Annotated in this window: 24 protein-coding genes; 6 read left to right on the forward strand and 18 right to left on the reverse strand. The window is 71.3% G+C overall.

Features of this window, described 5'->3' with window-relative positions; all coding sequences use genetic code 11:
* Nucleotides 1-159 precede the first annotated feature (159 nt).
* Nucleotides 160-1,521 carry an ATP-dependent DNA helicase gene (locus tag ACVFI9_RS20055; RefSeq protein WP_474766327.1) on the reverse strand — a complete coding sequence of 454 codons (1,362 nt, stop codon included), beginning with the start codon at nt 1,519-1,521 and terminating at the stop codon, nt 160-162.
* A gap of 143 nt (nt 1,522-1,664) precedes the next feature.
* Between ACVFI9_RS20055 and ACVFI9_RS20060 the strand changes: the two genes are divergently transcribed.
* Entirely contained in the window at nt 1,665-2,711 is a 1,047-nt protein-coding gene (locus ACVFI9_RS20060; RefSeq protein ID WP_474763939.1) for a hypothetical protein, read from the forward strand.
* Nucleotides 2,712-2,764: 53 nt separating this feature from the next.
* Here ACVFI9_RS20060 and ACVFI9_RS20065 read toward each other — a convergent pair whose 3' ends face one another.
* The 5 genes from ACVFI9_RS20065 to rpmB all read right to left on the reverse strand — a co-directional run bounded on the left by ACVFI9_RS20065 (nt 2,765) and on the right by rpmB (nt 6,202).
* Nucleotides 2,765-4,732: a bifunctional copper resistance protein CopD/cytochrome c oxidase assembly protein gene (locus ACVFI9_RS20065; RefSeq protein WP_474763940.1), complete on the reverse strand. Its 1,968-nt coding sequence runs from the start codon at nt 4,730-4,732 to the stop codon at nt 2,765-2,767.
* A gap of 103 nt (nt 4,733-4,835) precedes the next feature.
* Nucleotides 4,836-5,123, reverse strand: a complete 288-nt coding sequence (locus tag ACVFI9_RS20070; RefSeq protein WP_474763941.1) for an HU family DNA-binding protein — start codon at nt 5,121-5,123, stop codon at nt 4,836-4,838.
* Nucleotides 5,124-5,489: 366 nt separating this feature from the next.
* Entirely contained in the window at nt 5,490-5,795 is a 306-nt protein-coding gene (gene rpsN / locus ACVFI9_RS20075) for a 30S ribosomal protein S14 (protein ID WP_474763942.1), read from the reverse strand.
* A 3-nt stretch (nt 5,796-5,798) separates the two neighbouring features.
* Entirely contained in the window at nt 5,799-5,966 is a 168-nt protein-coding gene (rpmG, locus tag ACVFI9_RS20080; protein ID WP_021760158.1) for a 50S ribosomal protein L33, read from the reverse strand.
* Nucleotides 5,966-6,202: a 50S ribosomal protein L28 gene (gene rpmB / locus ACVFI9_RS20085; protein ID WP_056727420.1), complete on the reverse strand. Its 237-nt coding sequence runs from the start codon at nt 6,200-6,202 to the stop codon at nt 5,966-5,968. Before rpmB ends, rpmG begins: the two co-directional genes overlap by 1 nt.
* Nucleotides 6,203-6,564: 362 nt before the next feature.
* Between rpmB and ACVFI9_RS20090 the strand changes: the two genes are divergently transcribed.
* Nucleotides 6,565-6,957: an MmcQ/YjbR family DNA-binding protein gene (locus ACVFI9_RS20090; RefSeq protein WP_474763943.1), complete on the forward strand. Its 393-nt coding sequence runs from the start codon at nt 6,565-6,567 to the stop codon at nt 6,955-6,957.
* Between the two features lie 28 nt (nt 6,958-6,985).
* Here the strand turns inward: ACVFI9_RS20090 and ACVFI9_RS20095 are convergent, their stop codons facing one another.
* Genes ACVFI9_RS20095 through ACVFI9_RS20115 form a run of 5 tightly spaced genes read right to left on the reverse strand, consistent with a single transcriptional unit; the run spans nt 6,986 to nt 11,041 of the window.
* Nucleotides 6,986-7,390, reverse strand: coding sequence for a Fur family transcriptional regulator (locus ACVFI9_RS20095; protein WP_474763944.1), 405 nt, complete (start codon nt 7,388-7,390; stop codon nt 6,986-6,988).
* A complete protein-coding gene (locus ACVFI9_RS20100; protein WP_474763945.1) occupies nt 7,387-8,229 on the reverse strand; it encodes a metal ABC transporter permease in 843 nt (280 codons plus the stop codon). The genes ACVFI9_RS20095 and ACVFI9_RS20100 overlap by 4 nt, the downstream gene beginning before the upstream one ends.
* A complete protein-coding gene (locus ACVFI9_RS20105; RefSeq protein ID WP_474763946.1) occupies nt 8,229-9,101 on the reverse strand; it encodes a metal ABC transporter permease in 873 nt (290 codons plus the stop codon). Before ACVFI9_RS20105 ends, ACVFI9_RS20100 begins: the two co-directional genes overlap by 1 nt.
* 52 nt (nt 9,102-9,153) lie before the next feature.
* Nucleotides 9,154-9,972, reverse strand: a complete 819-nt coding sequence (locus ACVFI9_RS20110) for a metal ABC transporter ATP-binding protein (protein WP_474763947.1) — start codon at nt 9,970-9,972, stop codon at nt 9,154-9,156.
* Nucleotides 9,973-9,976: 4 nt separating this feature from the next.
* Entirely contained in the window at nt 9,977-11,041 is a 1,065-nt protein-coding gene (locus ACVFI9_RS20115) for a metal ABC transporter substrate-binding protein (protein ID WP_474763948.1), read from the reverse strand.
* Nucleotides 11,042-11,159: 118 nt separating this feature from the next.
* Between ACVFI9_RS20115 and ACVFI9_RS20120 the strand changes: the two genes are divergently transcribed.
* Complete coding sequence (locus ACVFI9_RS20120) at nt 11,160-11,645, forward strand: GNAT family N-acetyltransferase (protein ID WP_474763949.1); 486 nt, start codon at nt 11,160-11,162, stop codon at nt 11,643-11,645.
* Between the two features lie 18 nt (nt 11,646-11,663).
* On the opposite strand, the gene ACVFI9_RS20125 is transcribed toward ACVFI9_RS20120, so the two are convergent.
* The 4 genes from ACVFI9_RS20125 to ACVFI9_RS20140 all read right to left on the reverse strand — a co-directional run bounded on the left by ACVFI9_RS20125 (nt 11,664) and on the right by ACVFI9_RS20140 (nt 16,623).
* Nucleotides 11,664-13,160, reverse strand: coding sequence for a dihydrolipoamide acetyltransferase family protein (locus ACVFI9_RS20125; RefSeq protein ID WP_474763950.1), 1,497 nt, complete (start codon nt 13,158-13,160; stop codon nt 11,664-11,666).
* A gap of 73 nt (nt 13,161-13,233) precedes the next feature.
* Nucleotides 13,234-14,217 carry an alpha-ketoacid dehydrogenase subunit beta gene (locus ACVFI9_RS20130; RefSeq protein ID WP_474766329.1) on the reverse strand — a complete coding sequence of 328 codons (984 nt, stop codon included), beginning with the start codon at nt 14,215-14,217 and terminating at the stop codon, nt 13,234-13,236.
* A 92-nt stretch (nt 14,218-14,309) separates the two neighbouring features.
* Entirely contained in the window at nt 14,310-15,443 is a 1,134-nt protein-coding gene (locus tag ACVFI9_RS20135; RefSeq protein ID WP_474763951.1) for a thiamine pyrophosphate-dependent dehydrogenase E1 component subunit alpha, read from the reverse strand.
* 16 nt (nt 15,444-15,459) lie between these two features.
* Complete coding sequence (locus ACVFI9_RS20140) at nt 15,460-16,623, reverse strand: histidinol-phosphate transaminase (protein WP_474763952.1); 1,164 nt, start codon at nt 16,621-16,623, stop codon at nt 15,460-15,462.
* Here ACVFI9_RS20140 and ACVFI9_RS20145 point away from each other — a divergent pair.
* The gene (locus tag ACVFI9_RS20145; RefSeq protein ID WP_474763953.1) at nt 16,622-17,005 is read left to right on the forward strand and encodes a phage holin family protein; all 384 of its coding nucleotides are present in this window, start codon (nt 16,622-16,624) and stop codon (nt 17,003-17,005) included. The two genes, ACVFI9_RS20140 and ACVFI9_RS20145, sit on opposite strands and share 2 nt — an antisense overlap.
* On the opposite strand, the gene ACVFI9_RS20150 is transcribed toward ACVFI9_RS20145, so the two are convergent.
* From ACVFI9_RS20150 to ACVFI9_RS20160, 3 genes are all read right to left on the reverse strand, one after another.
* A complete protein-coding gene (locus ACVFI9_RS20150) occupies nt 16,980-18,482 on the reverse strand; it encodes a hypothetical protein (protein WP_474763954.1) in 1,503 nt (500 codons plus the stop codon). The two genes, ACVFI9_RS20145 and ACVFI9_RS20150, sit on opposite strands and share 26 nt — an antisense overlap.
* The gene (locus ACVFI9_RS20155; protein WP_474763955.1) at nt 18,479-18,808 is read right to left on the reverse strand and encodes a hypothetical protein; all 330 of its coding nucleotides are present in this window, start codon (nt 18,806-18,808) and stop codon (nt 18,479-18,481) included. The genes ACVFI9_RS20150 and ACVFI9_RS20155 overlap by 4 nt, the downstream gene beginning before the upstream one ends.
* A 119-nt stretch (nt 18,809-18,927) precedes the next feature.
* Nucleotides 18,928-19,845 (reverse strand): aminoglycoside phosphotransferase family protein, encoded by a 918-nt coding sequence (locus tag ACVFI9_RS20160; RefSeq protein WP_474763956.1) that lies wholly within the window; start codon nt 19,843-19,845, stop codon nt 18,928-18,930.
* An 88-nt stretch (nt 19,846-19,933) separates the two neighbouring features.
* Here ACVFI9_RS20160 and ACVFI9_RS20165 point away from each other — a divergent pair, with 88 nt between their 5' ends.
* Nucleotides 19,934-20,461 (forward strand): low molecular weight protein-tyrosine-phosphatase, encoded by a 528-nt coding sequence (locus ACVFI9_RS20165; RefSeq protein ID WP_474763957.1) that lies wholly within the window; start codon nt 19,934-19,936, stop codon nt 20,459-20,461.
* Nucleotides 20,458-21,837, forward strand: coding sequence for an adenylosuccinate lyase (gene purB, locus ACVFI9_RS20170; RefSeq protein ID WP_474763958.1), 1,380 nt, complete (start codon nt 20,458-20,460; stop codon nt 21,835-21,837). Before ACVFI9_RS20165 ends, purB begins: the two co-directional genes overlap by 4 nt.
* Nucleotides 21,838-21,875: the final 38 nt, after the last annotated feature.

The following is a 21,875-nucleotide window of genomic DNA, read 5'->3' on the forward strand; positions in this document are numbered from 1 at the left end:
GCGACGAGTCCTGCCCGCCTCCGTGACCTCCCCCGACGATCAGCCACCGTGCCCCCCTAGCCGTGTGTCCGCTGCGATTCTAACCTGCACAGGAGGTGACGCCGTACGCGGCGGCCGGTGGCGTGGCATCGCGTGGGGCGCCGGGGCTCACGCGCGGGCTCACGCGGGAGTTTCGGCCCCGATCTCGCGCACCGCCCCGGACATGAAGCGCTCGACGTCGCGGTCGACCATGATGTCGCTCGGGCGCAACGGGCGGGCGAGGTAGAGGCCCTCGAGGCTCGTCAGCCGCGAGAGCGCCACGTAGGTCTGGCCCGGGCTGAACACGCGCGAGCCGAGGTCGACGATCGCGGCGTCGTAGCTGGCCCCCTGCGACTTGTGGATCGTCACCGCCCACGCGAGCCGCAGCGGGAACTGCGTGAACTCGGCGACGATCTGCCGCTCGAGCGTCTTGCGGGCGGGATCCCACGTGTACTTGTACTTCTCCCACGTGACCGGTTCGACCTCGTGCTCCTCACCGTCGATCTCGACGCGCACTTCGCGGGCGAGCGAGGTCACCGTTCCGATCGTGCCGTTGACCCATCGCGGGCCGTCGCCGCGGACGGCGGTGTCGTTGCGGAGGAACATCACCTGAGCGCCGAGCTTCAGCTCGAGCAGCTCATCGGCGGGGAACGTGCGCCCGCCGAAGTCGCCGTTCACCTCGGCCTCGTTCGCGAGCGACTGACCGGGCAGCCGGTGCAGCTGGGTGCGGTTGATGCGGTTGACGGTCTCGTTGGTCGTGGCGAGCGTGATCGCGCCCTGCTCGGGCAGCGGACGACGCGCGCCCGCGTCGTTGAGCACGCCCGCGATCTCGGCCGTCACCCAGCCATGCCGCACCGCGTTGAGCATGTGCTTGAACGCGTCGTCGTGCTGGCGATGGATCTCGCCGAGTTCGTAGATGCGCAGGTCGGCCTCCCGCCAGACCTTCGCGTCGAAGAACCACATCGAAGGGTACGTGTCGGCGAAGAAGCGGCGCTCGTCGCCGGATCCCGGCACGGGCGCGAGCTGGTAGGGGTCGCCGAAGAGCACCACCTGCACGCCGCCGAACGGCTCATGCGGCCGTTGCCTGGCCTGCCGCAGCGAGCGGTCCATGGCGTCCATCAGGTCGGCGTTCACCATCGACACCTCGTCGATGACGAGCGTGTCCATCGCGTTCAGGATCTTCCGCACGGCGTCGTTCTGGTCGATCGCCTGGTCGGCGATGACCCCGATCGGCAGGCGGAACAGCGAGTGGATGGTCTGCCCGCCGACGTTGAGCGCGGCCACGCCGGTCGGCGCGCAGATCACGATCTGCTTCTGCGTGTGCCAGTTGAGGTGGTTGAGCAGTGTCGACTTGCCGGTTCCGGCCCGGCCCGTGACGAACACGTGCTCGCGCGTGCCCTCGATGGCCTGGAACACTGCGGCCTGTTCTCGGGTGAGGGTCACGTTCTGCACGGGGAGGCTTTCGAGCGGCGGTCGGATGCCGCGAGTCGGCGTCGCGGCCATGGCGCCCATGCGGGCGTGCTCCCACTGTAACCTCGCCGGCTGCGGCCTCCGCCAGCGGCAGCCCGCCTGTGGATCCGCCCCGCGGCGGCCGGTCTGTGGAGGTGCTCCGGGAGCGACGGCTGCCGCCCGCCTAGACTGTCGGGGTGGGGAGCCCTGGCGTGCGCGACGGTCGGCTGTCGCTCATGTCGGTGGCCGGCTGGGCGATGCTCGCCGCGCTCCTCGTCGCGGCGTTCCTGGCGGCCCTCGGCGGACTGAACCAGACCATCTACGGCTCCTCGAGCTTCGTCGAGCGGTACCTCACGGCGATCGCCGACGACGACATCGCGACCGCCTCGACGACGCCCGGCGTGGCCCTCGACACGGAGGAGCTCGCGGCCCTGGGGCTGCCGGCCGACGTGTCGACGGCCATGTTCCGCTCCGACGTCATCGAGTCCGGCCCCGAAGACGTCCGCATCCTCAGCGACGTCGCGAATCCAGACGGCAGCCATTCCGTCACCGCCAGCTACCGCCTCGACACGACCATCGTCGAGACCACGTTCGACGTGCGACCGCTCCCGCCGCTCTACGGCCTGCTCAGCCGATGGGAGTTCGCGGTCAGCCCCCTCGCGGTCGTCGACGTCACGGCGGCGCACCACCCGATCTTCACCGTCGGCACCCTCGAGCTCGACACTCGGGCCCACAAGACCGGCGACGAGCTCACGGCCTTCACCCAGGTCGCGCCGTACCTCGCGATCGCCCCGGCGGTCTACGAGTTCGGCTACCAGTCGACGCTCCTCGAGGCCGTCCCCGTCACCCTCCCGGTCCCGCCGTCGGCACGCACGGCGGTCACCGTCGACTCCATGCCGACCACCACGTTCGTCGAGCGGGTGCAGAACAAGGTCGACGACTACCTGCAGCAGTGCACCAGCCAGCCGGTGCTGCAGCCGGCCGGATGTCCCTTCGGCATCGAGATCGATGACCGCGTCGTGAGCGAGCCCGTATGGACGATGGCGACGAATCCCGTGGTCACGCTCGTGCCCGGGGAGACCGCGTTCGAGATGCCGCCCACCGAGGGCGTCGCTCACATCTCGGTGGAGGTGCAGTCGCTCTTCGACGGGGAGTTCTCGACCCTCGAGATCGACGAGCCGTTCCAGCTGTCGCTCACGGCGAGCATCCGACCCGACGGGAGCATCGCGATCCAGCTCACGTAATGGCGGGGTCGCCGGCCGCGTGGCGCCGCTCGGAGCGCGGGCGTATCGGAACCCTACGAGCCCTGGCGGTCGTGCTCGGCGATCGCGGCGAGCCGCGCGTTGTACTCCTCGAGCTCCGCGTCGCCGGTGCGGTCGGCGTGGCGGTCGAGGCGCTTCGACTCCTTCTCGTCGCTCCGTGCCCACTGCATCGCGACCGTGATCGCCAGGGCGACGGTCGGGATCTCGCCGACCGACCACGCGATGCCGCCCCCGACCTGCTGGTCGGCGAGGGCGTCGGTGCCCCATCCCATCGCGCCGTACCAGTCGGCGAGCAGGAGCCCGGTACCCGACATGATCGCGAGCCCGAAGAACGCGTGCAGCGCCATGGTGCCGAGCAGCACCACCAGGCGGAAGGGGAACGGCAGCCGGTACGGCACCGGGTCGATGCCGATGAGCGACTGCACGAACAGGTACCCGGTGATGAGGAAGTGCACGATCATCCACTCGTGCCCGATGTGGTCGAACATCGTCCATCGGAAGAGCGGCGAGTAGTAGAAGATCCAGAGCGAGCTGGCGAACAGCACCGCAGCGACGATGGGGTTCGCGATGACGGCCGCGTACTTCGAGTGGACGGCGAGCAGGATCCACTCGCGTCCGCCTCGCGATCCGTCCTTCCGTGGATGGATGCTCCGGGCCGCGAGCGTCACCGGGGCGCCGGGCACGAGCAGCACCGGCACCGCCATGGTGAGCGCCATGTGGGCTCCCATGTGCGCCGAGAACAGGTAGCCCTCGTAGACGTTCACCCCCCCGTTGGTGATGTAGGCGAGCACGAGCAGCCCGGCGACCCACAGCACGGTGCGGTAGACCGGCCACGCGTCGCCGCGGCGACGCAGCCGCAGCACGCCCGCGACGTAGAAGAAGATGCCGAAGCCGCACAGCAGCAGCCAGATGAGATCGGGCTTCCACTCGGTGACGTAACGCCACCAGTCGGGCCACGGGGGAAGCGGCTCGCCCGTGAGGAACTCCGCGGGCGTGCGGGCGAGCGAGCCGGGATCCTCGGCGACCGGCGTCGCCGTGCGGGCGAGGGCGGCGGCGACGCCCGACGCGAGTCCCATGAAGGCGAGCTCGGCGACCACGAGGATCCAGAAGGTGCCCTGACCCGCGCCCCGGAGCATCCGGCCGATCAGGAACCGGCGCTGCACGGCGCCGAACAGGCCGATGGCGATGAGCGCCGCCACCTTCACGACCACGAGCACGCCGTACGGGCTGCCGAGGTCGTCCCACGTGCCGACCCGCAGGGCCGCGCTCGTGTAGCCCGACAGGGCGACGACGATGAACGAGATGAGCGCGACCGTCGAGTACCGCGCGAGCACCACGGGCAGGCGCTCGGTGCCGAGTTCGCGGCGCAGCAGCACGATGGTCACGAGGCCGCCGACCCATGCCGAGACGAACACGAGGTGCAGCCCGAGCGCGGTGATCGCGGCGTCGTGCCCGGCCGCTCCGGCGGAGTGTCCCTGCTGCGCCATGGGCACGAGCGGGACGACCGCGAGCACCGAGACGAACACGAGCGCGGTGTGGTTGCGCACCGCGAAGCACAGCACGGTGACCGCGGCGGCCACGAGGGTCGTGGTGAGCCACGCGCGACCGAGCTCGATCTCGGTGACGAACTGGCCGAGCCCCTGCCCGAACGCCTCGCTGAGTTCGAACGGCGCGCCCGTGACCACGAGGAAGGTGAAGATCGCGGTGGCGGCACTCGCGACCGTGAGCACCGCAGCGGATGCCGCGGCAACGTCGAGCGCGAGGTCGAACTCGCGCCGCTTGGGGCTGAGCGCCCACACCGCGAGCACGAGCGCGCCGATCATGCCGGCCGCGCCGAGGTTCACCAGGAGCTTCGCGACCGGCAGGCCCCAGCGGGCGAGGGGACCGGGGTCCTGGATGGGCAGCGGTGCGGCGCCGCCGCCGAACGCGAGGGCCGCGAACGTGGCGGCGAGCGCGACGGCGAGGAGCACGGCAGGACCGAGCACGCGGACGGAGCGGGGCACCGAACCAGCCTAGACGGCCCGCCCGAGCGTGCGCTCCGAGCGTGCGCGGGGACGACGGAGGGGCGCACGACCACGGCCGTGCGCCCCTCGCGAGCGTCGGATGCTACTTGACGGCAGCCTTGAGCTTCGAACCGGCCGAGACCTTGACCGAGTGACCGGCAGGGATGTCGATCGTGGCACCGGTCTGCGGGTTGCGGCCCGTGCGCGCGGCACGCGAGGTGCGCTCGACGGCGAGCCAGCCAGGGATGGAGACCTTGGTGCCCGACTTGACGGACTCGGCGAGCGCGTCGAAGAGACCGCCGAGCACGGCGTCGACGGTGGCCTGGCTCTGGCCGGTCGACGCAGCGATCTTCGCGACGAGCTCGGTCTTGTTCAGCGACTTGTCAGCCATTGAATGTCCTCCTCGGACTTCCGCTGTTTCGGTACAGCTATCTATGAGTTCTCGGGAACGATCGTTCAACCGCCCCCGTGGCCGATCGGGCCGCCTCGAATGTAGCAGAGAACCGCGGAATCACGCGGATTTCCGGGTCTTTTCGGACTTTCTCGGAGCCGGCGTGTCGCCGAGCGGAATCCCACCGGAGGTCCATCGGAGTCCCAGCGGAGTCCCACCGACCTCCCACGTTCCCGTTCCCGCGCGGTGTGCCCGCTGCGACGGCCACGCGGCGCGGGAACGGAAACATGCGGCCGGTCGGGCGTGCCCGAAGACGACGAAAGGGGCGCCCCTTCCGGGACGCCCCTCTCGGTGAAGCGGGGGTGGCTACCAGCTCGACTTGGTGATGCCGGGCAGCTCGCCACGGTGCGCCATGTCACGGAAGCGGACGCGCGAGACGCCGAACTTCGTGAGCACGCCGCGGGGGCGGCCGTCGATGGCGTCACGCGAACGCACGCGCACCGGCGAGGCGTTGCGCGGCAGCTTCTGCAGGCCGACACGGGCGGCCTCGCGGCTCTCGTCGGTGCCGTTCGGGTCGACGAGCGCCTTCTTCAGCTCGGCGCGCTTCGCGGCGTAGCGGTCGACGACCACCTTGCGCTGGTCGTTGCGCGCGATCTTGCTCTTCTTCGCCATGTCTTAGCGCTCCTCTCGGAAGTCGACGTGCTTGCGCACCACAGGGTCGTACTTCTTGAGCACGAGACGGTCGGGGTTGTTGCGACGGTTCTTGCGGGTCACGTAGGTGTACCCGGTGCCGGCCGTCGACCGGAGCTTGATGATCGGACGGATGTCCTGCTGCTTCGCCATCAGAGCTTCACCCCACGTGCCTGGATGTCCTTGATGACGGCCTCGATGCCACGGGCGTCGATCACCTTGATGCCCTTGGCGGACACGTTCAGGGTGACGTTACGACGAAGCGACGGCACGTAGTAGGTCTTCTTCTGCACGTTCGGGTCGAAGCGGCGCTTCGTCCGACGGTGCGAGTGCGAGATGTTGTGTCCGAAGCCGGGAACGGCTCCGGTCACCTGGCACACTGCTGCCATTGGTCTTTCCTCCAATACCGAGGGGCGGATGCCCCTCCCAAGGTCTCTTGTCTGCAGACGCGCCCTCATCCGCTTGCGCGGTTCGATACTGAGGGAGTGTCCACGGTCTGAGCGGTGGAAGCGCCCAGCCAAAGATCCAGCTTACCAGACGTCCTGATCGCGCTTGAAATCGAGCGGATGCGGCATCCGGATGCCGCGGGCCGGATGCCGTGGGCCCGGGCACGCCGTCTCATGTTCCCGTTTCCACGCAGGGTGCCCGCTGCGCCGGGCACGCGGCGCGAGAACGGAAACATGGCGAGTTCGAGGCCGCGTCCGCCGGACGGGGGCTGCGGCGCGGCATCCGGAGGCGTAGCCTCACCCGCATGGCCGCGTGGGACGACGTTCGCGAGTTCGCGCTCGCCCTGCCGGGCACGAGCGAGCGTGTCTCGCGCGGGAACGCGCAGTGGAAGGTGAACGGGAAGGGCTTCGTCTGGGAGCGGCCGCTGCGCCGTGCCGACCTCGAGGCGCTCGGCATCGCCGCCCAGGAGGGGCCCGTGCTCGGCGCTGCGACCGAGGACGAGGCGGTGAAGCTCGCGCTCGTCGCCGAGGACCCCGCGGTGTTCTTCACCACGCCGCACTTCGACGGCTACCCGGCCGTGCTCGTGCACCTCGACGCCATCTCACGGCGGCGCCTCGGCGAGCTCGTGGCGGAGGCGTGGGCCGCGAAGGCACCGGTCGCGCTCGTGCGCGACCACTTCGAGCACGAGCCCGATTGAGCGGGCGAACTCGACGCCCGTGCCCCGCTCAGCCCCGCTCGTCTGCGGCGAGTCGGGTGCAGTTCGCGCACAGCCCGAACACGTCGACGACGTGCGCGGCGCCGGTGAAGCCGTGCTCCCCGGCCACCTTCTTCGCCCACGACTCGACCTCGTGCGCCTCGATCTCGACCGTGAGCCCGCAGTTGCGGCAGATGAGGTGGTGGTGATGGCCGGTCGTCGTGCAGGCCCGGTAGAGCGCCTCGCCGTCGGGCGACTGCAGCGAGTCGGCCTCGCCGCTCGCCGCGAGATCGCCGAGCGCGCGGTACACGGTCGCGAGCCCGATGGGCGATCCCGAGGCGTGCAGCGTGGAGTGCAGCGCCTGCGCGCTGATGAAGCCCTCGGTGTCGTCGAGGGCCTCGCGAACGGCTTCGCGTTGCCAGGTGTTGCGTTTCATGCGGTGCGTGCGTCCTCTGCGGTCTCCACAGGTATGGCGACTCGGTTCCACGGTAGTCCGCGCAGCTTGGAGATCGCCAAGGCGAGCGCGAAGAACGCGGTCGCGGCGAGCGCGATGCTCGGCCCTGCCGCGACGGCGAGCGCGCGGGACGCCAGCAACCCCACGACGCCCGACGCGGCACCGATCACGGGCGCCGCGAGGAGGATGCCACGATAGGTCGGCACCACGAGCCGGGCGGCGGCGGCCGGTGCGGCGATCAGCGCGATCGCGAGGATCGCCCCCACGGCCGGCAGCGCGCTGACCACGGTGGCGGCGGTGAGCCCGAGCACGAGGACCTCCACGGGCCACTCCCGGTTCCCCGCCGCTCGGTAGCCCGCGGTGTCGAAGGTCGAGAACATGATCTGCCGGCCGAAGGCCGCGACGACCAGCACGGAGACGAGGGCGACGGATGCCGCGAGCACCAGGTCCCCGTCGGTCACCGTGAGGATCGACCCGACGAGCAGCGATTCCGCCCGCACCGGAAGGCCGGGGAGGAGCGCCTGCAGGATCGCGCCCGCCGCGAACCCGCCCGTGAGCACGATGCCGGCGGCCACCTGCGCGCCCTGATGCCGCACGCGCGCGATGCCCGCCATGACCCCGACGAGCACGACGGATGCCACGGCCGCGCCGACCGGCACGCTCGCACCGAGGGCGGCGGCCGCGACCGCACCCGGGTAGGTCCCGTGCGTCAGCGCCTGCGCGAAGAACGTGCGCCGCCGGAGCACCACCAGCGCGCCGACGAAGCCCGTTCCGGCCCCGATCAGGATGGCCGCGACCAGCGCGCGTTCGAAGTACCCCATCAGCGCACCGCTCCGGATGCCGCCGCCACGCGGTCCCCGATCAATCGGGCCGCGAGCACGACGGCGTATCCGACGATGAAGACGGCGACGATCGTGCTGCCGGCCGGGAGGTCGACGCCCCCGCCGACGGAGGCTGCGAATCCGACGGCGAGTCCGAGCCACGCGGCGACCGCGGCGAACGACGCGGCGGCGGGGAACAGCCACCACATGCGCCGGGTCATGAGCCTCGCCACGGCGCCCGGCACGATGAGGATCGCAAGCACGAGGAGCGTGCCGATGGTGCTCGCCGCGGCGACCACCACGAGGGCGACGGCGGCGTTGAGCACGAGGTCGAGCGCGAGTCCGGATTCGCCTGCTGCCCGGCTGCCGGCGCGGTCGAAGGCGCGGAACAGCTGCTGCCTGACCGTGACGAGCACGGCGGCGGCCGCGATGAGCGTGACGACGACGAGGGGGAGCACCTCATCGGGCGGGATGGTGAGGACGCGGCCGAACAGCAGCGTCTCGAGCTCCCCCGCGTAGTCATCGCTCTTCGAGACCACGATCACGCCGACGCTGAACGTCGCCGTGAGCACGATGGCGATGGCGGCATCCGACGTGATGCCGGCGCGATCGAGCCAGGTGAGGATCACCGCGGCGGCGAGCGCGGCGATGGCCGCCCCTGGCAGCAGCCCGGCGGTCCCGCCGAGCACGAGGCCGATCGCGAGGCCGGGGAAGACCGCGTGGGTGAGGCCGTCGCTGATGAACTCGAGTCCGCGGAGGTTGACGAGCACGCCGACGATGCCCGCGACGATCGCGAGCACGAGCATCACCAGGAGCGCTCGAGCCATGAACGGGATCGCGAAGGCGCCGAACAGTGCGTCGAGGGGGTTCATCCGGCACCACTCCCCCACCCGCCGCGGCGGCCGGGGCATGCCGCTCGGGGCATCAATGCTCCTCGTGGCCGGGAACCACGAGGGTGTGCTCGTCGAGCTCGACCTCGACGCCCTCGAAGCACTCCTGCACGTTGTCGAGCGTGAGCACCGAGTCGACCGGGCCGAAGGCGAGCTGGCGGCCGTTCACGAGCACCACGTGGTCGCAGACGAGCCGCGCGAGCTCGAGGTCGTGCGTCGAGACGAGCACGGCGACACCCTCTCGCTTCAGGGCGTGAAGCGTGTCGATCAGCGCGTCCCGGTTCGACTGGTCGAGCCCGTTGAACGGTTCGTCGAGCAGCAGCAGGCTGGGCTCCCCCGCCAGGGCCCGCGCGAGCAGGCCGCGTTGGCGCTGGCCTCCCGACAGTTCGCCGAAGCGCCGCCTCGCGAGGTCGGCGAGGCCGACGGTCTCGAGCGCGCGGCGCACCGCAGCGCGGTCCTCGCGGCCGGGCCAGCGGAGCAGCCCCAGCCGTCGATACCGACCCTGCATGACCACCTGCTCGAGGCTGATCGGGAAGTCGGGGTCGAGCTGGCTCGACTGCGGAAGGAACCCGATCAGGCGGTCTCGGGCGCGCTCCTCGCGCGAGGAGTCGGCCGGGACATCCGTGGTCGCGCTCGGTGCAGCCGCCTTCGCGCCGCCGACCTCGATGACGCCGGCGGTCAGCGGCACGAGCCCGAGGATGCCGTGGAGCAGCGTCGACTTGCCGGCGCCGTTCGGCCCGATGAGCGCGACGGCCTCCCCCGGCCCGATGCTGAGATCGAGCCCGCTGACCCCGCCCCCGCCCCGGTGGGTGAAGGCCGCACCCTCGAGGCGCAGCACCGCTGAGTCGCTCATGCCGTCATCCTTGCAGCACGGCCGGGAGCGCGGAAGGCTCGACGCCCCACGACTCGAGGATCAGGCGCGCGTTGTGGACCTGGCTGCCGAGGTAGGTCTCGCCCTCGGACCCGGGCGCACCGAGTGCGTCGCCGTAGAGGGCGTCGTCGCCGGAGTAGACCGTGACGTCGGCTTCGCTCGCGATCGTCTCCGCGGCCTTCGGCGAGATGGATGCCTCGGAGAAGACGGCGAGCACGCCCGTCGATCGGATGTCCGCGACGAGGTCGTCGATCTCGGCCGCACTCGGCTCGGCGTTGTCGTCGAAGCTCGGGATGATGCTGCCGACGAAAGTGATGTCGTAGGCGTCGAGGAAGTACGTGAAGGCGTCGTGGTTCGTGACGAGCAGCCGCTGCTCGACGGGCACCTGCGCGACGTTCGCCTCGATCCAGCCGTCGAGCGCGTCGAGCTGCTCGAGGTAGGCGGTCTCGTTGGCCTCGACGGCGTCGGGATCGACGCCGTCGACGGTGCGGAGTCCGTCGGCGATGTTCTCGACCATGTGCTCGGCGAGCTCGGGGTCGGTCCAGATGTGCGGGTTGCCGTCGGCGTGGTCATGCTCGTCGGCGTGCTCATCGGTGGCGTCTTCGGCGTGCTCGTCCGTCGCGTCTGCGGCGTGCTCGTCGTCGTGATCGCCGGTGCCGTACAGCTCGATGCCCGTGCTCGCATCGATGAGCACGCCGTCGAAGCCCGAGGCGCTCACGGCGTCGTCGAGCCAGCTCTCGAGCCCGCCGCCGTTGATCACCAGCGCATCGGCATCGGCCAGGGCGAGCAGCTGCGCGGCCGACGGGTCGAAGCCGTGCGCGCTCTGCCCTGCGGCGAGCAGTTGCGAGACCTCGGCCGTGTCCCCCACCAGTTCGCGCGTGAAGTCGCCGACCTGGGTGGTCGTGGCCACGATGGTCGGGCCGCCGGCTCCTTCGCCCGGGTCGCCCGACGTCGCGCAGGCCGACAGGCCGAGTGCCGCCGCGGTGACCAGCGCGCCCGTGCTGAGCACGGTGCGGGCGCGGCGGACATTGGACACTGCAGGTCGGATCATGCTTCCACGGTAGACCTTATTGATAATGATTGTCAAAACCATCTGCGGACTGCGGGCCGCTGTCAAGACCTGTGGAGTGTGCTGGCGAGTGTCGCAGGGACGTGCGACCATGAGGCACGTGGATACGACGACGACCCCCCTCACGTTGCATCCGTTCACCCTCGCAGATGCCGAGCGCGTGCTCGCCGGAGAGGTCGACCCGCATGACGGCTGGGAGGGCGGCTACGCGTTCACCGACGAACCCGAGCTGCTCCGCGAGTTCGTGCAGGCGGTTCGAGAGACGGGCGACCCCGCGCCATTCGGGCCCTACCTGGTGCGGCGCGGCAGCAACGGCGCCGCCATCGGCGGCGTGAACCTCTTCGGCCCGCCCGACGACGACGGCGCGGTCGAGTTCGCGTTCGGACTCGTGCCGGCGGTGCGCGGGCAGGGCCTCGCGCTGCACACCGTGCTCGAGACGATCGACCTCGCGCGCTCGACGGGCGCCGCGATCGCCCGTGCGGCCTGCGAGATCGCGAACCTCCCGGCACGCCGGGTGCTCGAGAACGCGGGTCTGGTCGAGGTCGGTCGCGAGGCCGACACCGTCACGTACGAGATCCGTCTCTGACCGCTGCGGCCGCCAGGCTCACTCGAGGAGGAGCGCCGGCTCCTCGATGATCGACGCGACGTCCGCGAGGAAGCGGCTGGCGACGTCACCGTCGACCACACGGTGATCGAACGACGCGCCGACCGTGGTGACGAACCGCGGACGCACCTCGCCGTCGACCACCCACGGCTTCTGCTTGATGGTGCCGAGGGCGACGATGCCGACCTCGCCCGGGTTGAGGATGGGCGTGCCCGTGTCCATGCCGAAGACACCGATGTTGGTGATCGTGATGGTGCCGTTCTGCATCTCGGCGGGCTGAGTGCGGCCCTCGCGTGCGGTGAGCGTCAACTGCTCGATCGCGGTGGCGAGCTCGGCCATGCTCATGGCCTGCGCCTCCTTGATGTTCGGCACGATGAGGCCGCGGGGGGTCGCCGCCGCGATGCCGAGGTTGACGTAGTGCTTGACGATGATCTCGTCGTCGGTCCACTGCGCGTTGACCGTCGGATTGCGCCGCACCGCCCAGATCATCGCCTTCGCCATGATGAGCAGTGGGGAGACCTTGACGCCGGCGTAGTCGGGCGAGGCCTTGAGCCGCTTGACGTACTCCATGGTGCGAGTGGCGTCGACATCGACGAAGACGCTCACATGCGGCGCCGAGTATGCGCTCTGCACCATGGCCTGCGCAATGGCCTTCCGAACGCCCTTCACCGGGATCCGGTCTTCGCGAGCGGTCGGCCACTCGGGGGTCTGGATGTTGCGGAAGACGCTGACCTGGCTGGCCTCCCTGATCACGTCGTCGCGCGTGATATCGCCGATCGGACCGGTCGGACTGACGCGCGAGAGGTCGACGCCGAGGTCCTTCGCGAGCTTGCGGATCGGCGGTTTGGCAATGACCGGGATGCCGGATTCCGATCGCGGCATGGACGGAGCGGGAGCGGCCACAGTCGAGCCGGCGGCAGCGGTCGCAGCGGCGCGCGGGGGAGCCGGGGGCGCCGGGGCCACCGGCGGCGCGGGGCGCGGGGCGGCGAGGTGCTCGTGCGCGCCACCAGGCGACGGATGCCGCTGCCGACGGGTCGCGGTGTGTCCGGAGGATCCGTGGCCGACGAGCACCGCTCCGCCCCCCTCGCCCGCGATGGGGGCGTGGGAGGCGACGGTGCCGTTCGGGGGAGCGAGCGCAGCTGCGGCGGCCGGCGCGGCTGCGACCGCAGGCGAGGACGCTGCGGCAGCGGCGGCGGCTGGCGCCGTGGCATCCGAACCGGCGCTCGGCGCGGGCGCCGAGGCATCCGGTGCCGCATCGTCGGCGTGGATCACGAGGATCGGCGTGCCGACGTCGACCGTGCGGCCCTCCTCGACGAGCAGTTCGGCGACGACGCCCTCGAACGCGCTCGGAAGCTCGACGAGCGACTTGGCCGTCTCGATCTCGACGAAGACCTGGTCGAGCTCGATGCGGTCGCCTGGCGCGACCCGCCACTGCACGATCTCGGCCTCGGTGAGTCCCTCACCGACATCGGGCAGCGGGAACCGGATCTCGTTCATGTCTCTACCCTCGCAGTCGATCTATGCCGTCGTCGTCATGCTGAAGCCGGTTGCCGGCCGGGTGCCCTGCCGCTCAGTACGCCAACGCACGGTCGACGGCCTCGAGCACCCGATCGGGGCTCGGCAGGTATTCGGTCTCGAGGGCGGCAGGCGGGAACGGCGTGTCGAAACCCGATACCCGCAGCACCGGGGCTTCGAGCGAGTAGAACGCACGCTCGGCCACCGTCGCCGCGATCTCGGACCCGACGCTGACGAACCCGTACGCCTCCTGGGCGACGATGAGGCGTCCGGTGCGGTGCACCGATTCGAGCAGTGGGCCGTAGTCGATGGGGGAGAGGGAGCGCAGGTCGACGACCTCGAGGCTCGTGCCCTCCTCCGCCGCGATGTCGGCCGCCTGCAGCAGCGTCGAGATCATCGCGCCGTGACCGACGACCGTGACATCCGTGCCCTGACGGATGACCCGGCTCGAGTGCAACGGCATGCCGGAGTGGTCCTGGTCGACGGGCCCCTTCGGCCAGTAGCGGCTCTTCGGCTCGAAGAAGAGCACGGGGTCGTTCGAGGCGATCGCCTCCTGGATCATCCAGTACGCGTCGTGGGGGCTCGACGGGCTGACCACGCGGAGGCCGGGAGTGTGCGCGAAGTACGCTTCGGGGCTCTCCTGGTGGTGCTCGATCGAGCCGATGTGCCCGCCGTAGGGGACCCGGATCACGACGGGCATCGACATCGTGCCGTCGTGACGCACGGTGAGCCGCGAGAGCTGCGTGGTGATCTGGTCGAACGCGGGGAAGATGAAGCCGTCGAACTGGATCTCGATGACGGGGCGGTAACCGCGCATGGCCAGCCCGATCGCGGTGCCGACGATGCCCGACTCGGCGAGCGGCGTATCGAGCACGCGACGGTCGCCGAACTCGGCCGACAGCCCCTCGGTCACCCGGAAGACACCGCCGAGCGGCCCGATGTCCTCGCCCATGAGGATCACCTTGTCGTCGGCCCGCATGGCCTCGCGGAGCCCCGCGGTGATGGCCTTGGCCATCGAGAGGGTCTGCACCCCTCGCATGCCTCGTTCGGCATGCTCGACGGCCTCGACGGATGACGCCGCAGCGGCTTCGGCCCGGTCGACCACGATCTGCTCCTCCTCGGTGCGCGCGGTCATGCCGTTCCTCCCTCGAAGCCCGCCTCGTACGCTTCGAGCCACGCGTGCTCCTCGACCATGAGCGGATGCGGCTCGCTGTAGACGTGGGCGAAGATCTTCTCACGCGTCGGTGCGGTGAGCGAGAGGGCCCGGCGACGGAGGTCGGCGGCAACATCCGCTGCCTCGCGATCGACCTCGTCGAAGAAGGCGGCGGATGCCCCGCGCCCCTCGAGCCAGGCCCGGTACCGGGTGATGGGGTCCCGCTCCGACCAGTAGGCGACCTCGGCGTCGGTGCGGTACTTGGTCGGGTCGTCGGCCGTGGTGTGCGCGCCCATGCGATAGGTGAGCGCCTCGATGAGGCTCGGACCCGCGCCCGAGCGGGCCTCCTCGAGCGACTGGCGCGTGACGGCGTAGCTGACGAGCACGTCGTTGCCGTCGATGCGCACGCCGGGCATGCCGAAGCCGCCGCCGCGCAACGACAGCGGGCTGCGCGACTGCCGGGAGACCGGGACCGAGATCGCCCACTGGTTGTTCTGGATGAAGAAGACCTGGGGCGTCTGGTAGCTCGAGGCGAAGACGAGCGCCTCGTTCGCGTCGCCCTGCGAGCTCGCGCCGTCGCCGTAGTACACGAGCACCGCGGTATCGGCCTCGGGGTCGCCCGAGCCGACGAGGCCGTCGAACTGGATGCCCATGGCGTATCCCGTGGCGTGCAGCGTCTGCGACGCGAGCACGAGCGTGTAGAGGTGGAAGTTGCCGTTCTCCGAGGGGTTCCACCCGCCGAGCGTCGCGCCCCGCAGGAGCGAGAGGATGTTCACGGGGTCGAGCCCGCGGATCATGCCGACGATGTGCTCGCGGTAGGACGGGAAGATGTGGTCCTGCGGGCGGGCGGCATGCGCGGAGCCGACCTGCGCGGCCTCCTGCCCATGGCTCGGCACCCAGAGGGCCAGCTGGCCCTGCCGCTGCAGGTTCGCCCCCGCGATGTCGATGCGCCGGGAGATGGCCATGTCGCGGTAGAACTGCTCGAGCATGGTGTCGGGCAGGGCCTCGACGAGGGGGAGGTACGGCTCGGCCTCAGGGGTCGGGCGCAGCTCTCCGGCTGGGGTCAGGAGCTGGACCGTCGGCGCGGTGAAGTCTCTCTCGCGGGCTGCCACCGTTCCACGGTACCCGCTACGCAGGGTGCCCTTCTTGTGAGGCCGGTACAAGCTCGCTCAGGATCCGGAGGAGGGTATCGACAGAGTCGGGCTCGCCCACCGAGACCCGGATGCCCTCGGGCGGGAACGCCCTGGTGACGAGGCCGGCGTCGAAGAGGCGCTCCGCGACCATCGTCGTCGCGTCGCCGGTGGGCAGCCAGACGAAGTTGCCCTGCGCCTGCGGAACGGGCCATCCCTGCACGATCAGCGCGTCGCGCAACTGGTCGCGGCGCCCCGCGATGATGCTCACGCGTTCGAGCAGCTCCGCCTCGACGGCCGGCTCGAGCGAGGCGAGCGCGGCGGCGCTGGCCGTGCCCGTGACGCCCAGGGGGATGGCCGTCGCGCGTGCGGCGTCGAGGATCGGCACCGGTCCGATCGCGTACCCGACCCGGAGGCCGGCGAGGCCGTACGCCTTCGAGAAGGTGCGCAGGATCACGAGGTTCGGGTACCGGCCGATGAGCGAACGCCCGTCGACCGATGCCCCGTCGGCGACGAACTCGATGTACGCCTCGTCGAGCAGCACGAGCAGGTCGCGCGGCACCCGGGCCATGAACGCCTCGAACTCGGCGGCCGTGACGATGACGCCCGTGGGGTTGTTGGGGGAGCAGACGATGACCACCCTGGTGCGCTCGGTGACGGCCGCTGCCATCGCGTCGAGATCGTGCCCGTGGTCGGGCCGGTTCGGCACGGTCACGCTCGTGGCCCCGGCGACGGTGACGAGTCCGGGGTAGGCCTCGAACGAGCGCCACGAGTAGACCACCTCGTCACCCGGCTGCGCCGCGGCCAGGATGAACTGCGCCAGCAGCGAGACCGAGCCGGCACCGACGAGCACCTCGTCGGCCGTGACGCCGTAACGGGTGGCGAGCCGCTCTCGAAGCGCGAGCGCCGTCGCGTCTGGGTACCGGTTGATCTCCTCGGCGGCACCGGCCACCGCCCCCACCACGCCGGGGAGCGGCGGGAACGGGTTCTCGTTGCTCGAGAGCTTGAAGCCGTCGGCGGGGGCCGGCCGGCCCTGGCGGTACGGCGGAAGGGCGGCGATCTCGGGGCGAAGGCGGACACTCGCCCCCGTGGGCTCCGGTGCGGTCACGGATTCCACCGTACCCCTTCGATCGCGCGCGCCCGTCTGCCAGAGTTGGCTCATGAGGTTCCTCGTCAAGGTCATCGTCGTCGCGCTCGCCCTCTGGCTCACGACGTTCATCGTCTCGGGCGTGCGGGTCGTGCCCTACGAGGAGACGACCGTCGCCACGGTGCTCACCTACCTGCTCATCGGGCTCATCTTCGGCCTCGTCAACGCGATCGTCGGCACCTTCGTGCGCATCGTCGCGTTCCCGTTGTACGTGATCACGCTCGGGCTCATCTCGTTCATCGTGAACGGCCTGCTGCTGCTCCTCGTCGCCTGGATCAGCGACCTGATGGGCTTCGGCCTCGTGGTCGACGGGTTCTGGTGGGGTGTGCTCGGTGCCCTGGTGCTCGGCCTCATCAGCTGGCTGATCGGGCTCATCGTCCGTCCGTCGAAGGACTGAGGTCGCGGATCGCGCGCCAGTCGCTGCGTTCGCCCGACGTCCCGCCGGTGACCTCGGCGACGAGCTCGCGGAAGGCGGTCAGGCGGGCCTCGTCGGAGCCGTCGGCGAGCGCCGCCGTCTCGCGGTACCGGTCGAGCTCGTGGGCCGGCAGGAGCGCGTCGTACGAGCGGCCGGGATCGAGCACGCTCCGCGAGACGGTGACCCGCTCGGCTGACGGATGCCCCACTCCGCCGGTTGCGGGAACCAGGTCCTCCTCGTGCTCGAACGAGAGCACTCCCACGCCTTCGCGCGTCGGAGCCGACGCCACCGGACCGCCGAGATTCACCGCGCCGACGACGTTGAGCGCCGGATCGGCGGCGAGCCCGGCCGCGACGATGCCACCGCCCGAGTACCCCACCGGGAGGATCGGGTCGCTCGACCGCACCCCGGCCTCGGCCATGGCCGCGCGCACGGCGCGCTCGGTGGCTGCCGAATCCGCGCCGAGCGGACGCAGGGCGTCGGCCCAGCCGTCGTCGGCGACGGCATGGGCGTTCGAGGTATGGTCGAACGGTTCCACGCCGGCGACGACGGTCGGGTCGACCGTGCCGCCGATGTAGACGATGAACCGCGGCTCGGCCGGGTCGCCGTATCGCTCGATGCGGATCTGCGGCCGACCGGGGTCGGGCGGGGGCACCCGGTCGGCGAGATCGCCGAGACCCGTCGGCGGTTCGACACGGCTCCCGCTCGCGGCGCCCGCATCGTCGGCACGCCGCACCCGCACCGGCGCGTCCACGAGCACGCGGCCGCCGAGGCCCCCGAGGCCGGCCAGCCCGGCGAGCCCGAGCAGCACCGCCGCCGATTCCGGTGCGCCGACGGCGGTGCCGAGCGCCTGCACGATCACCGGCGGCACGGGGGCGCGGAGGGCACCGGCCGCGAACTCGTCGGCGTGGTCGCCGGCGACCGCGACGAGCCGCACGAAGGCGGGATCGGAGAGCAGGCCGCGGTGCTCGTCGAGCCATGAGGCGAGCGGCGTCGGCCCGAGGCCGGCTCGCCGCCAGACGGCATCGCCCGCCGACTGCCCTGCCGCGACGAGCAGCGCCCCGGCGATCGTCGCGGGGGCCGTGACGATCGCCCCGGCCCACGATGCGGCGAAGGCCGCGCCGAAGGTCCACAGTCCGTCGATCATGCGCTCCGTCGCGCCGTAGCGTTCGGCGGCCTCGATGAGCGCCCGGTGCAGGGCGCGCGCACGGTCGACAGCCTGACCGAGTGCGACGTCGGCGAGTTGCAGGAACCATGCGGGCGAGGTCTGGTCACGCCATCCCCCGGCCGGCTCGGCGAGATCGAGCGCACCGACGCCGCGCCGGATCACGGCGGCCTGCTCGACCCAGCCGCCGATCACGGCCTCGGCCGTGCCGAGACGCGCGGCGTCGGCGAACAGCTCGTCGACCGCCACGGCGGTCGAGCCGCCGCCCGAGACGATGAGGCCGTCGCTGCTCATCGTGCGAGCGTGCCGTTGGCCGCCTGCTCCACGTCGAGTTGCGCCTGCATCCGGCGAATGCGGTCGTCGAGCGCGGCCGTGGCGTCCGCGAGGAAGCCGAGCCCGCCGACGAGCCGGGTGCGCAGGTCGTCGAGTCCCTCGACGTAGTGGTCGGCGGCCGTGGAGCGCCACGCCCCCGAGCCGGGCGGGCAGAGCGAGGGGATCGTCAGCCGCACCTCGTCGTGCAGCGCTCGCAGCGAGACGAGGAGTCGTCGTGCCGCGTCGATCAGCTCGGGCGTCACGGTGCGGCCGGCGAGCGCTGCGGCGACTGGGGGAGCATCCTGCATGACCCGAGCCTGACGCCGCCGCCGGCCCGTGCGCGCCCACCCCGCGGCATCCGTGCGCCGGCGACATCCCGAACCGCCTGTGGAGGACGACCCGCCGCACGATCGACGTGCCACGCCGCTCAGTCGGCCAGCACCTGCTCGAGCGCGTGCGCGCCCACGCGGCCGAACGCGGTCGACGTGCCGGCCTGCTCCACGATGGCCGAGGCGAGCACGAGCGCCCAGCCGCGTGCGCGGTCCCAGGTCGCCTCGTCGACGCCACGACGACGCTCGAGCTCGGCACGGAACACGCGCCGCGATCGCGCGTCGAACGTGAGCCACGCCGTCGCGAGGTCGGTCGCCGGGTCGCCCGCGGTGAGGTCGCCGAAGTCGACGACCGCGGTGAGGAATCCGGATGCGGCCAGCAGCAGGTTCGCCGGGTGCAGGTCGCCGTGCAGCCAGACCGGCGGCCCCGACCACGCCGGTGCGCCGAGCGCGCGCTCCCACACCGCGGAGAGCCGCCCCGACCCGGGAAGCCGACCGCCTGCCAGCCGCGCCCGCACGGCCTCGTCGCGGTCGGCGAGCGGGACGCCGCGATACGGGTTCGCCGGGGCATCCGCGGGAGCGGGCGTGGCGCCGAGCTCGGCCACGAACGCCGCCAGCCCGTTCACGGCAACGCCGCGCGTCGCGGCATCGAACCGCCCGGCGTCGGTGCCGCGGAACCACGGCACGATGCTCCACGGCGCGTCGTAGCCGAGCTCGAGCGCCGGCTCGCCGACGCGCAGGGCCACCGGGATCGGCACGGGCAGGCGCGGGGCGAGTTCGGGGAGCCAGCGCTGCTCGTTCCGGATGAGCGGCACCGCGAGGCGCCGTCGGGGCATCCGGATGGCGTGGTGCTCGCCGAGGCGGAACACGACGTTGTCCCAGCCGTTCGCGACGAGCTCGACCGGACCCGCGAGGTCGGGGTGCTGCGCGGCCACGAGCCGTGCTGCGAGCCCGGCGTCGACGTGCAGGTCGGGCGCAGGGGCATCCGCGCCGTCCTGAGCCGGTCGAAGCGCCATCCCGCTCCTCCCCGATCGCGCCGACCAGCGTACCGCGAGCGCGAATCTGCCTGCTGTGCGATCAGGCGTCGTCGTCCACAATGGGAGCATGACGCGAGCGGAACCCGCGGGGGACGCCGCGCAGCTCTTCCGAGTGTCCTTCGTGTGCACCGGCAACATCTGCCGTTCGCCGATGGCCGAGGTGGTGATGCGCTCCCTCGCCGAACGAGCGGGACTCGGTGAGCGCCTCGCCATCGAGTCGGCCGCGACGGGGGACTGGCACGTCGGGGAGCGGGCCGACGAGCGCACCCTCGATGCGCTCGAACGTGCCGGTTACGACGGTACCCACCATCGAGCCCGCCAGTTCGACGCCGAGGACTTCGCCGTGCTCGACCTCATCGTCGCGTTCGACCGCGGGCAGCGTCGGATCCTGCGCAACTGGGCGCCCTCCAGCCTCGACCAGGAGAAGGTGCGGCTGCTGCTCGAGTTCGACCCCGAGCTCGCCGCGCTGCACGACGTGCCCGACCCCTACTACTCCGACTCAGCGACCTTCGATCGAGTTCTTGCGATGATAGAGCGGTCGACTCAGGCCCTCTTCCGGCAACTCGCCCCCGCACTCAGACAAGGAATCCGATGACTTCGCTGCCTCCCCAGCCGCTCAGCCCGCTCGACGGACGGTATCGCTCGGCGGTCGGCGAGCTCGGCGAGCACCTCTCGGAGGCCGGCCTCAACCGGGCCCGCGTGCAGGTCGAGGTCGAGTGGCTCATCGCCCAGACCGATCGCGGGCTCTTCGGCTCGTCGCCCCTGTCGAACGAGCAACGCACGCAGCTGCGCAGCGTCGTGACCGAGTTCGGCCAGGTCGACATCGACGAGCTCGCCTCGCTCGAGGCCACCACCCGCCACGACGTGAAGGCCGTCGAGTACTACGTGCGGCGACGGCTCGAACTGCTCGGACTCGACGGCATCGCCGAGCTCACGCACTTCGCGTGCACGAGCGAGGACATCAACAACCTCTCGTACGCCATCACGGTGCGCGACGCCGTGCAGCGGGTGTGGCTCCCGAAGCTCCGGGCCGTCATCGACGCGGTCGCCGCCCTGGCGGTGGAGCACCGCGACGCGGCGATGCTCTCACGCACGCACGGCCAGCCGGCGACCCCCACCACCATGGGCAAGGAGCTCGCGGTGTTCGCGCACCGTCTCGGTCGCATCGCGAAGCAGGTCGAGGCGACCGAGTACCTCGGCAAGTTCTCGGGGGCGACCGGCACGTTCTCGGCGCACGTGGTCGCGGCGCCGGATGTCGCGTGGCCCGACGTGTCCCGCGAGTTCGTCGAGTCGCTCGGGCTCACGTGGAACCCGCTCACGACGCAGATCGAGTCGCACGACTGGCAGGCGGAGCTCTACGGCAGGGTCTCGCACGCGAACCGGGTGCTGCACAACCTCGCGACCGACATCTGGACGTACATCTCGCTCGGCTACTTCCGGCAGATCCCGGCCGCAGGTGCGACCGGTTCGTCGACCATGCCGCACAAGGTGAACCCGATCCGCTTCGAGAACGCCGAGGCGAACCTCGAGCTGTCGAGCGCGGTGCTCGACTCGCTCGCCGCGACGCTCGTCACGTCGCGTCTGCAGCGCGACCTGACCGACTCGAGCGCGCAGCGGAACATCGGCGTCGGCTTCGGACACTCCCTGCTCGCGCTCGACAACATCCAGCGCGGCCTCCGCGAGATCGACCTCGACGCCGAAGTGCTCGCCGCCGACCTCGACGGCAACTGGGAGGTGCTCGGCGAGGCGATCCAGACGGTCATCCGCGCCGAGGTCGTCGCCGGGCGATCGACGATCACCGACCCGTACGCGCTGCTCAAGGAGCTCACCCGGGGCAAGCGCGTCGGCGCCGCCGACCTCGCCGCGTTCATCGAGGGCCTCGAGATCGGGGATGCCGCGAAGCAGCGCCTGCTGGCGCTCACCCCCGGCCGGTACACGGGTATCGCATCGGAGCTCGTCGACCGGCTCTGACCGGCCGCGCGACATCCGCGCCCGCGCGACTTCCGCGC

Source organism: Agromyces sp. NSFZ (genome assembly GCF_056156205.1).

Bases quoted from the DNA above. Each gene is read 5' to 3' on its own strand.
- ACVFI9_RS20140 (WP_474763952.1), bottom strand. From the start codon at position 16,623: ATGAGCCAACTCTGGCAGACGGGCGCGCGCGATCGAAGGGGTACGGTG.
- ACVFI9_RS20160 (WP_474763956.1), bottom strand. From the start codon at position 19,845: ATGGCGCTTCGACCGGCTCAGGACGGCGCGGATGCCCCTGCGCCCGAC.
- ACVFI9_RS20070 (WP_474763941.1), bottom strand. From the start codon at position 5,123: ATGGCTGACAAGTCGCTGAACAAGACCGAGCTCGTCGCGAAGATCGCT.
- rpmG (WP_021760158.1), bottom strand. From the start codon at position 5,966: ATGGCGAAGCAGCAGGACATCCGTCCGATCATCAAGCTCCGGTCGACG.
- ACVFI9_RS20100 (WP_474763945.1), bottom strand. From the start codon at position 8,229: ATGGGGTACTTCGAACGCGCGCTGGTCGCGGCCATCCTGATCGGGGCC.
- ACVFI9_RS20055 (WP_474766327.1), bottom strand. From the start codon at position 1,521: ATGGCCGCGACGCCGACTCGCGGCATCCGACCGCCGCTCGAAAGCCTC.
- ACVFI9_RS20095 (WP_474763944.1), bottom strand. From the start codon at position 7,390: ATGAAACGCAACACCTGGCAACGCGAAGCCGTTCGCGAGGCCCTCGAC.
- ACVFI9_RS20165 (WP_474763957.1), top strand. From the start codon at position 19,934: ATGACGCGAGCGGAACCCGCGGGGGACGCCGCGCAGCTCTTCCGAGTG.
- ACVFI9_RS20145 (WP_474763953.1), top strand. From the start codon at position 16,622: ATGAGGTTCCTCGTCAAGGTCATCGTCGTCGCGCTCGCCCTCTGGCTC.
- purB (WP_474763958.1), top strand. From the start codon at position 20,458: ATGACTTCGCTGCCTCCCCAGCCGCTCAGCCCGCTCGACGGACGGTAT.
- ACVFI9_RS20150 (WP_474763954.1), bottom strand. From the start codon at position 18,482: ATGAGCAGCGACGGCCTCATCGTCTCGGGCGGCGGCTCGACCGCCGTG.
- rpsN (WP_474763942.1), bottom strand. From the start codon at position 5,795: ATGGCGAAGAAGAGCAAGATCGCGCGCAACGACCAGCGCAAGGTGGTC.
- ACVFI9_RS20155 (WP_474763955.1), bottom strand. From the start codon at position 18,808: ATGCAGGATGCTCCCCCAGTCGCCGCAGCGCTCGCCGGCCGCACCGTG.
- ACVFI9_RS20125 (WP_474763950.1), bottom strand. From the start codon at position 13,160: ATGAACGAGATCCGGTTCCCGCTGCCCGATGTCGGTGAGGGACTCACC.
- ACVFI9_RS20090 (WP_474763943.1), top strand. From the start codon at position 6,565: ATGGCCGCGTGGGACGACGTTCGCGAGTTCGCGCTCGCCCTGCCGGGC.
- ACVFI9_RS20130 (WP_474766329.1), bottom strand. From the start codon at position 14,217: ATGCGAGGGGTGCAGACCCTCTCGATGGCCAAGGCCATCACCGCGGGG.
- rpmB (WP_056727420.1), bottom strand. From the start codon at position 6,202: ATGGCAGCAGTGTGCCAGGTGACCGGAGCCGTTCCCGGCTTCGGACAC.
- ACVFI9_RS20110 (WP_474763947.1), bottom strand. From the start codon at position 9,972: ATGAGCGACTCAGCGGTGCTGCGCCTCGAGGGTGCGGCCTTCACCCAC.
- ACVFI9_RS20115 (WP_474763948.1), bottom strand. From the start codon at position 11,041: ATGATCCGACCTGCAGTGTCCAATGTCCGCCGCGCCCGCACCGTGCTC.
- ACVFI9_RS20105 (WP_474763946.1), bottom strand. From the start codon at position 9,101: ATGAACCCCCTCGACGCACTGTTCGGCGCCTTCGCGATCCCGTTCATG.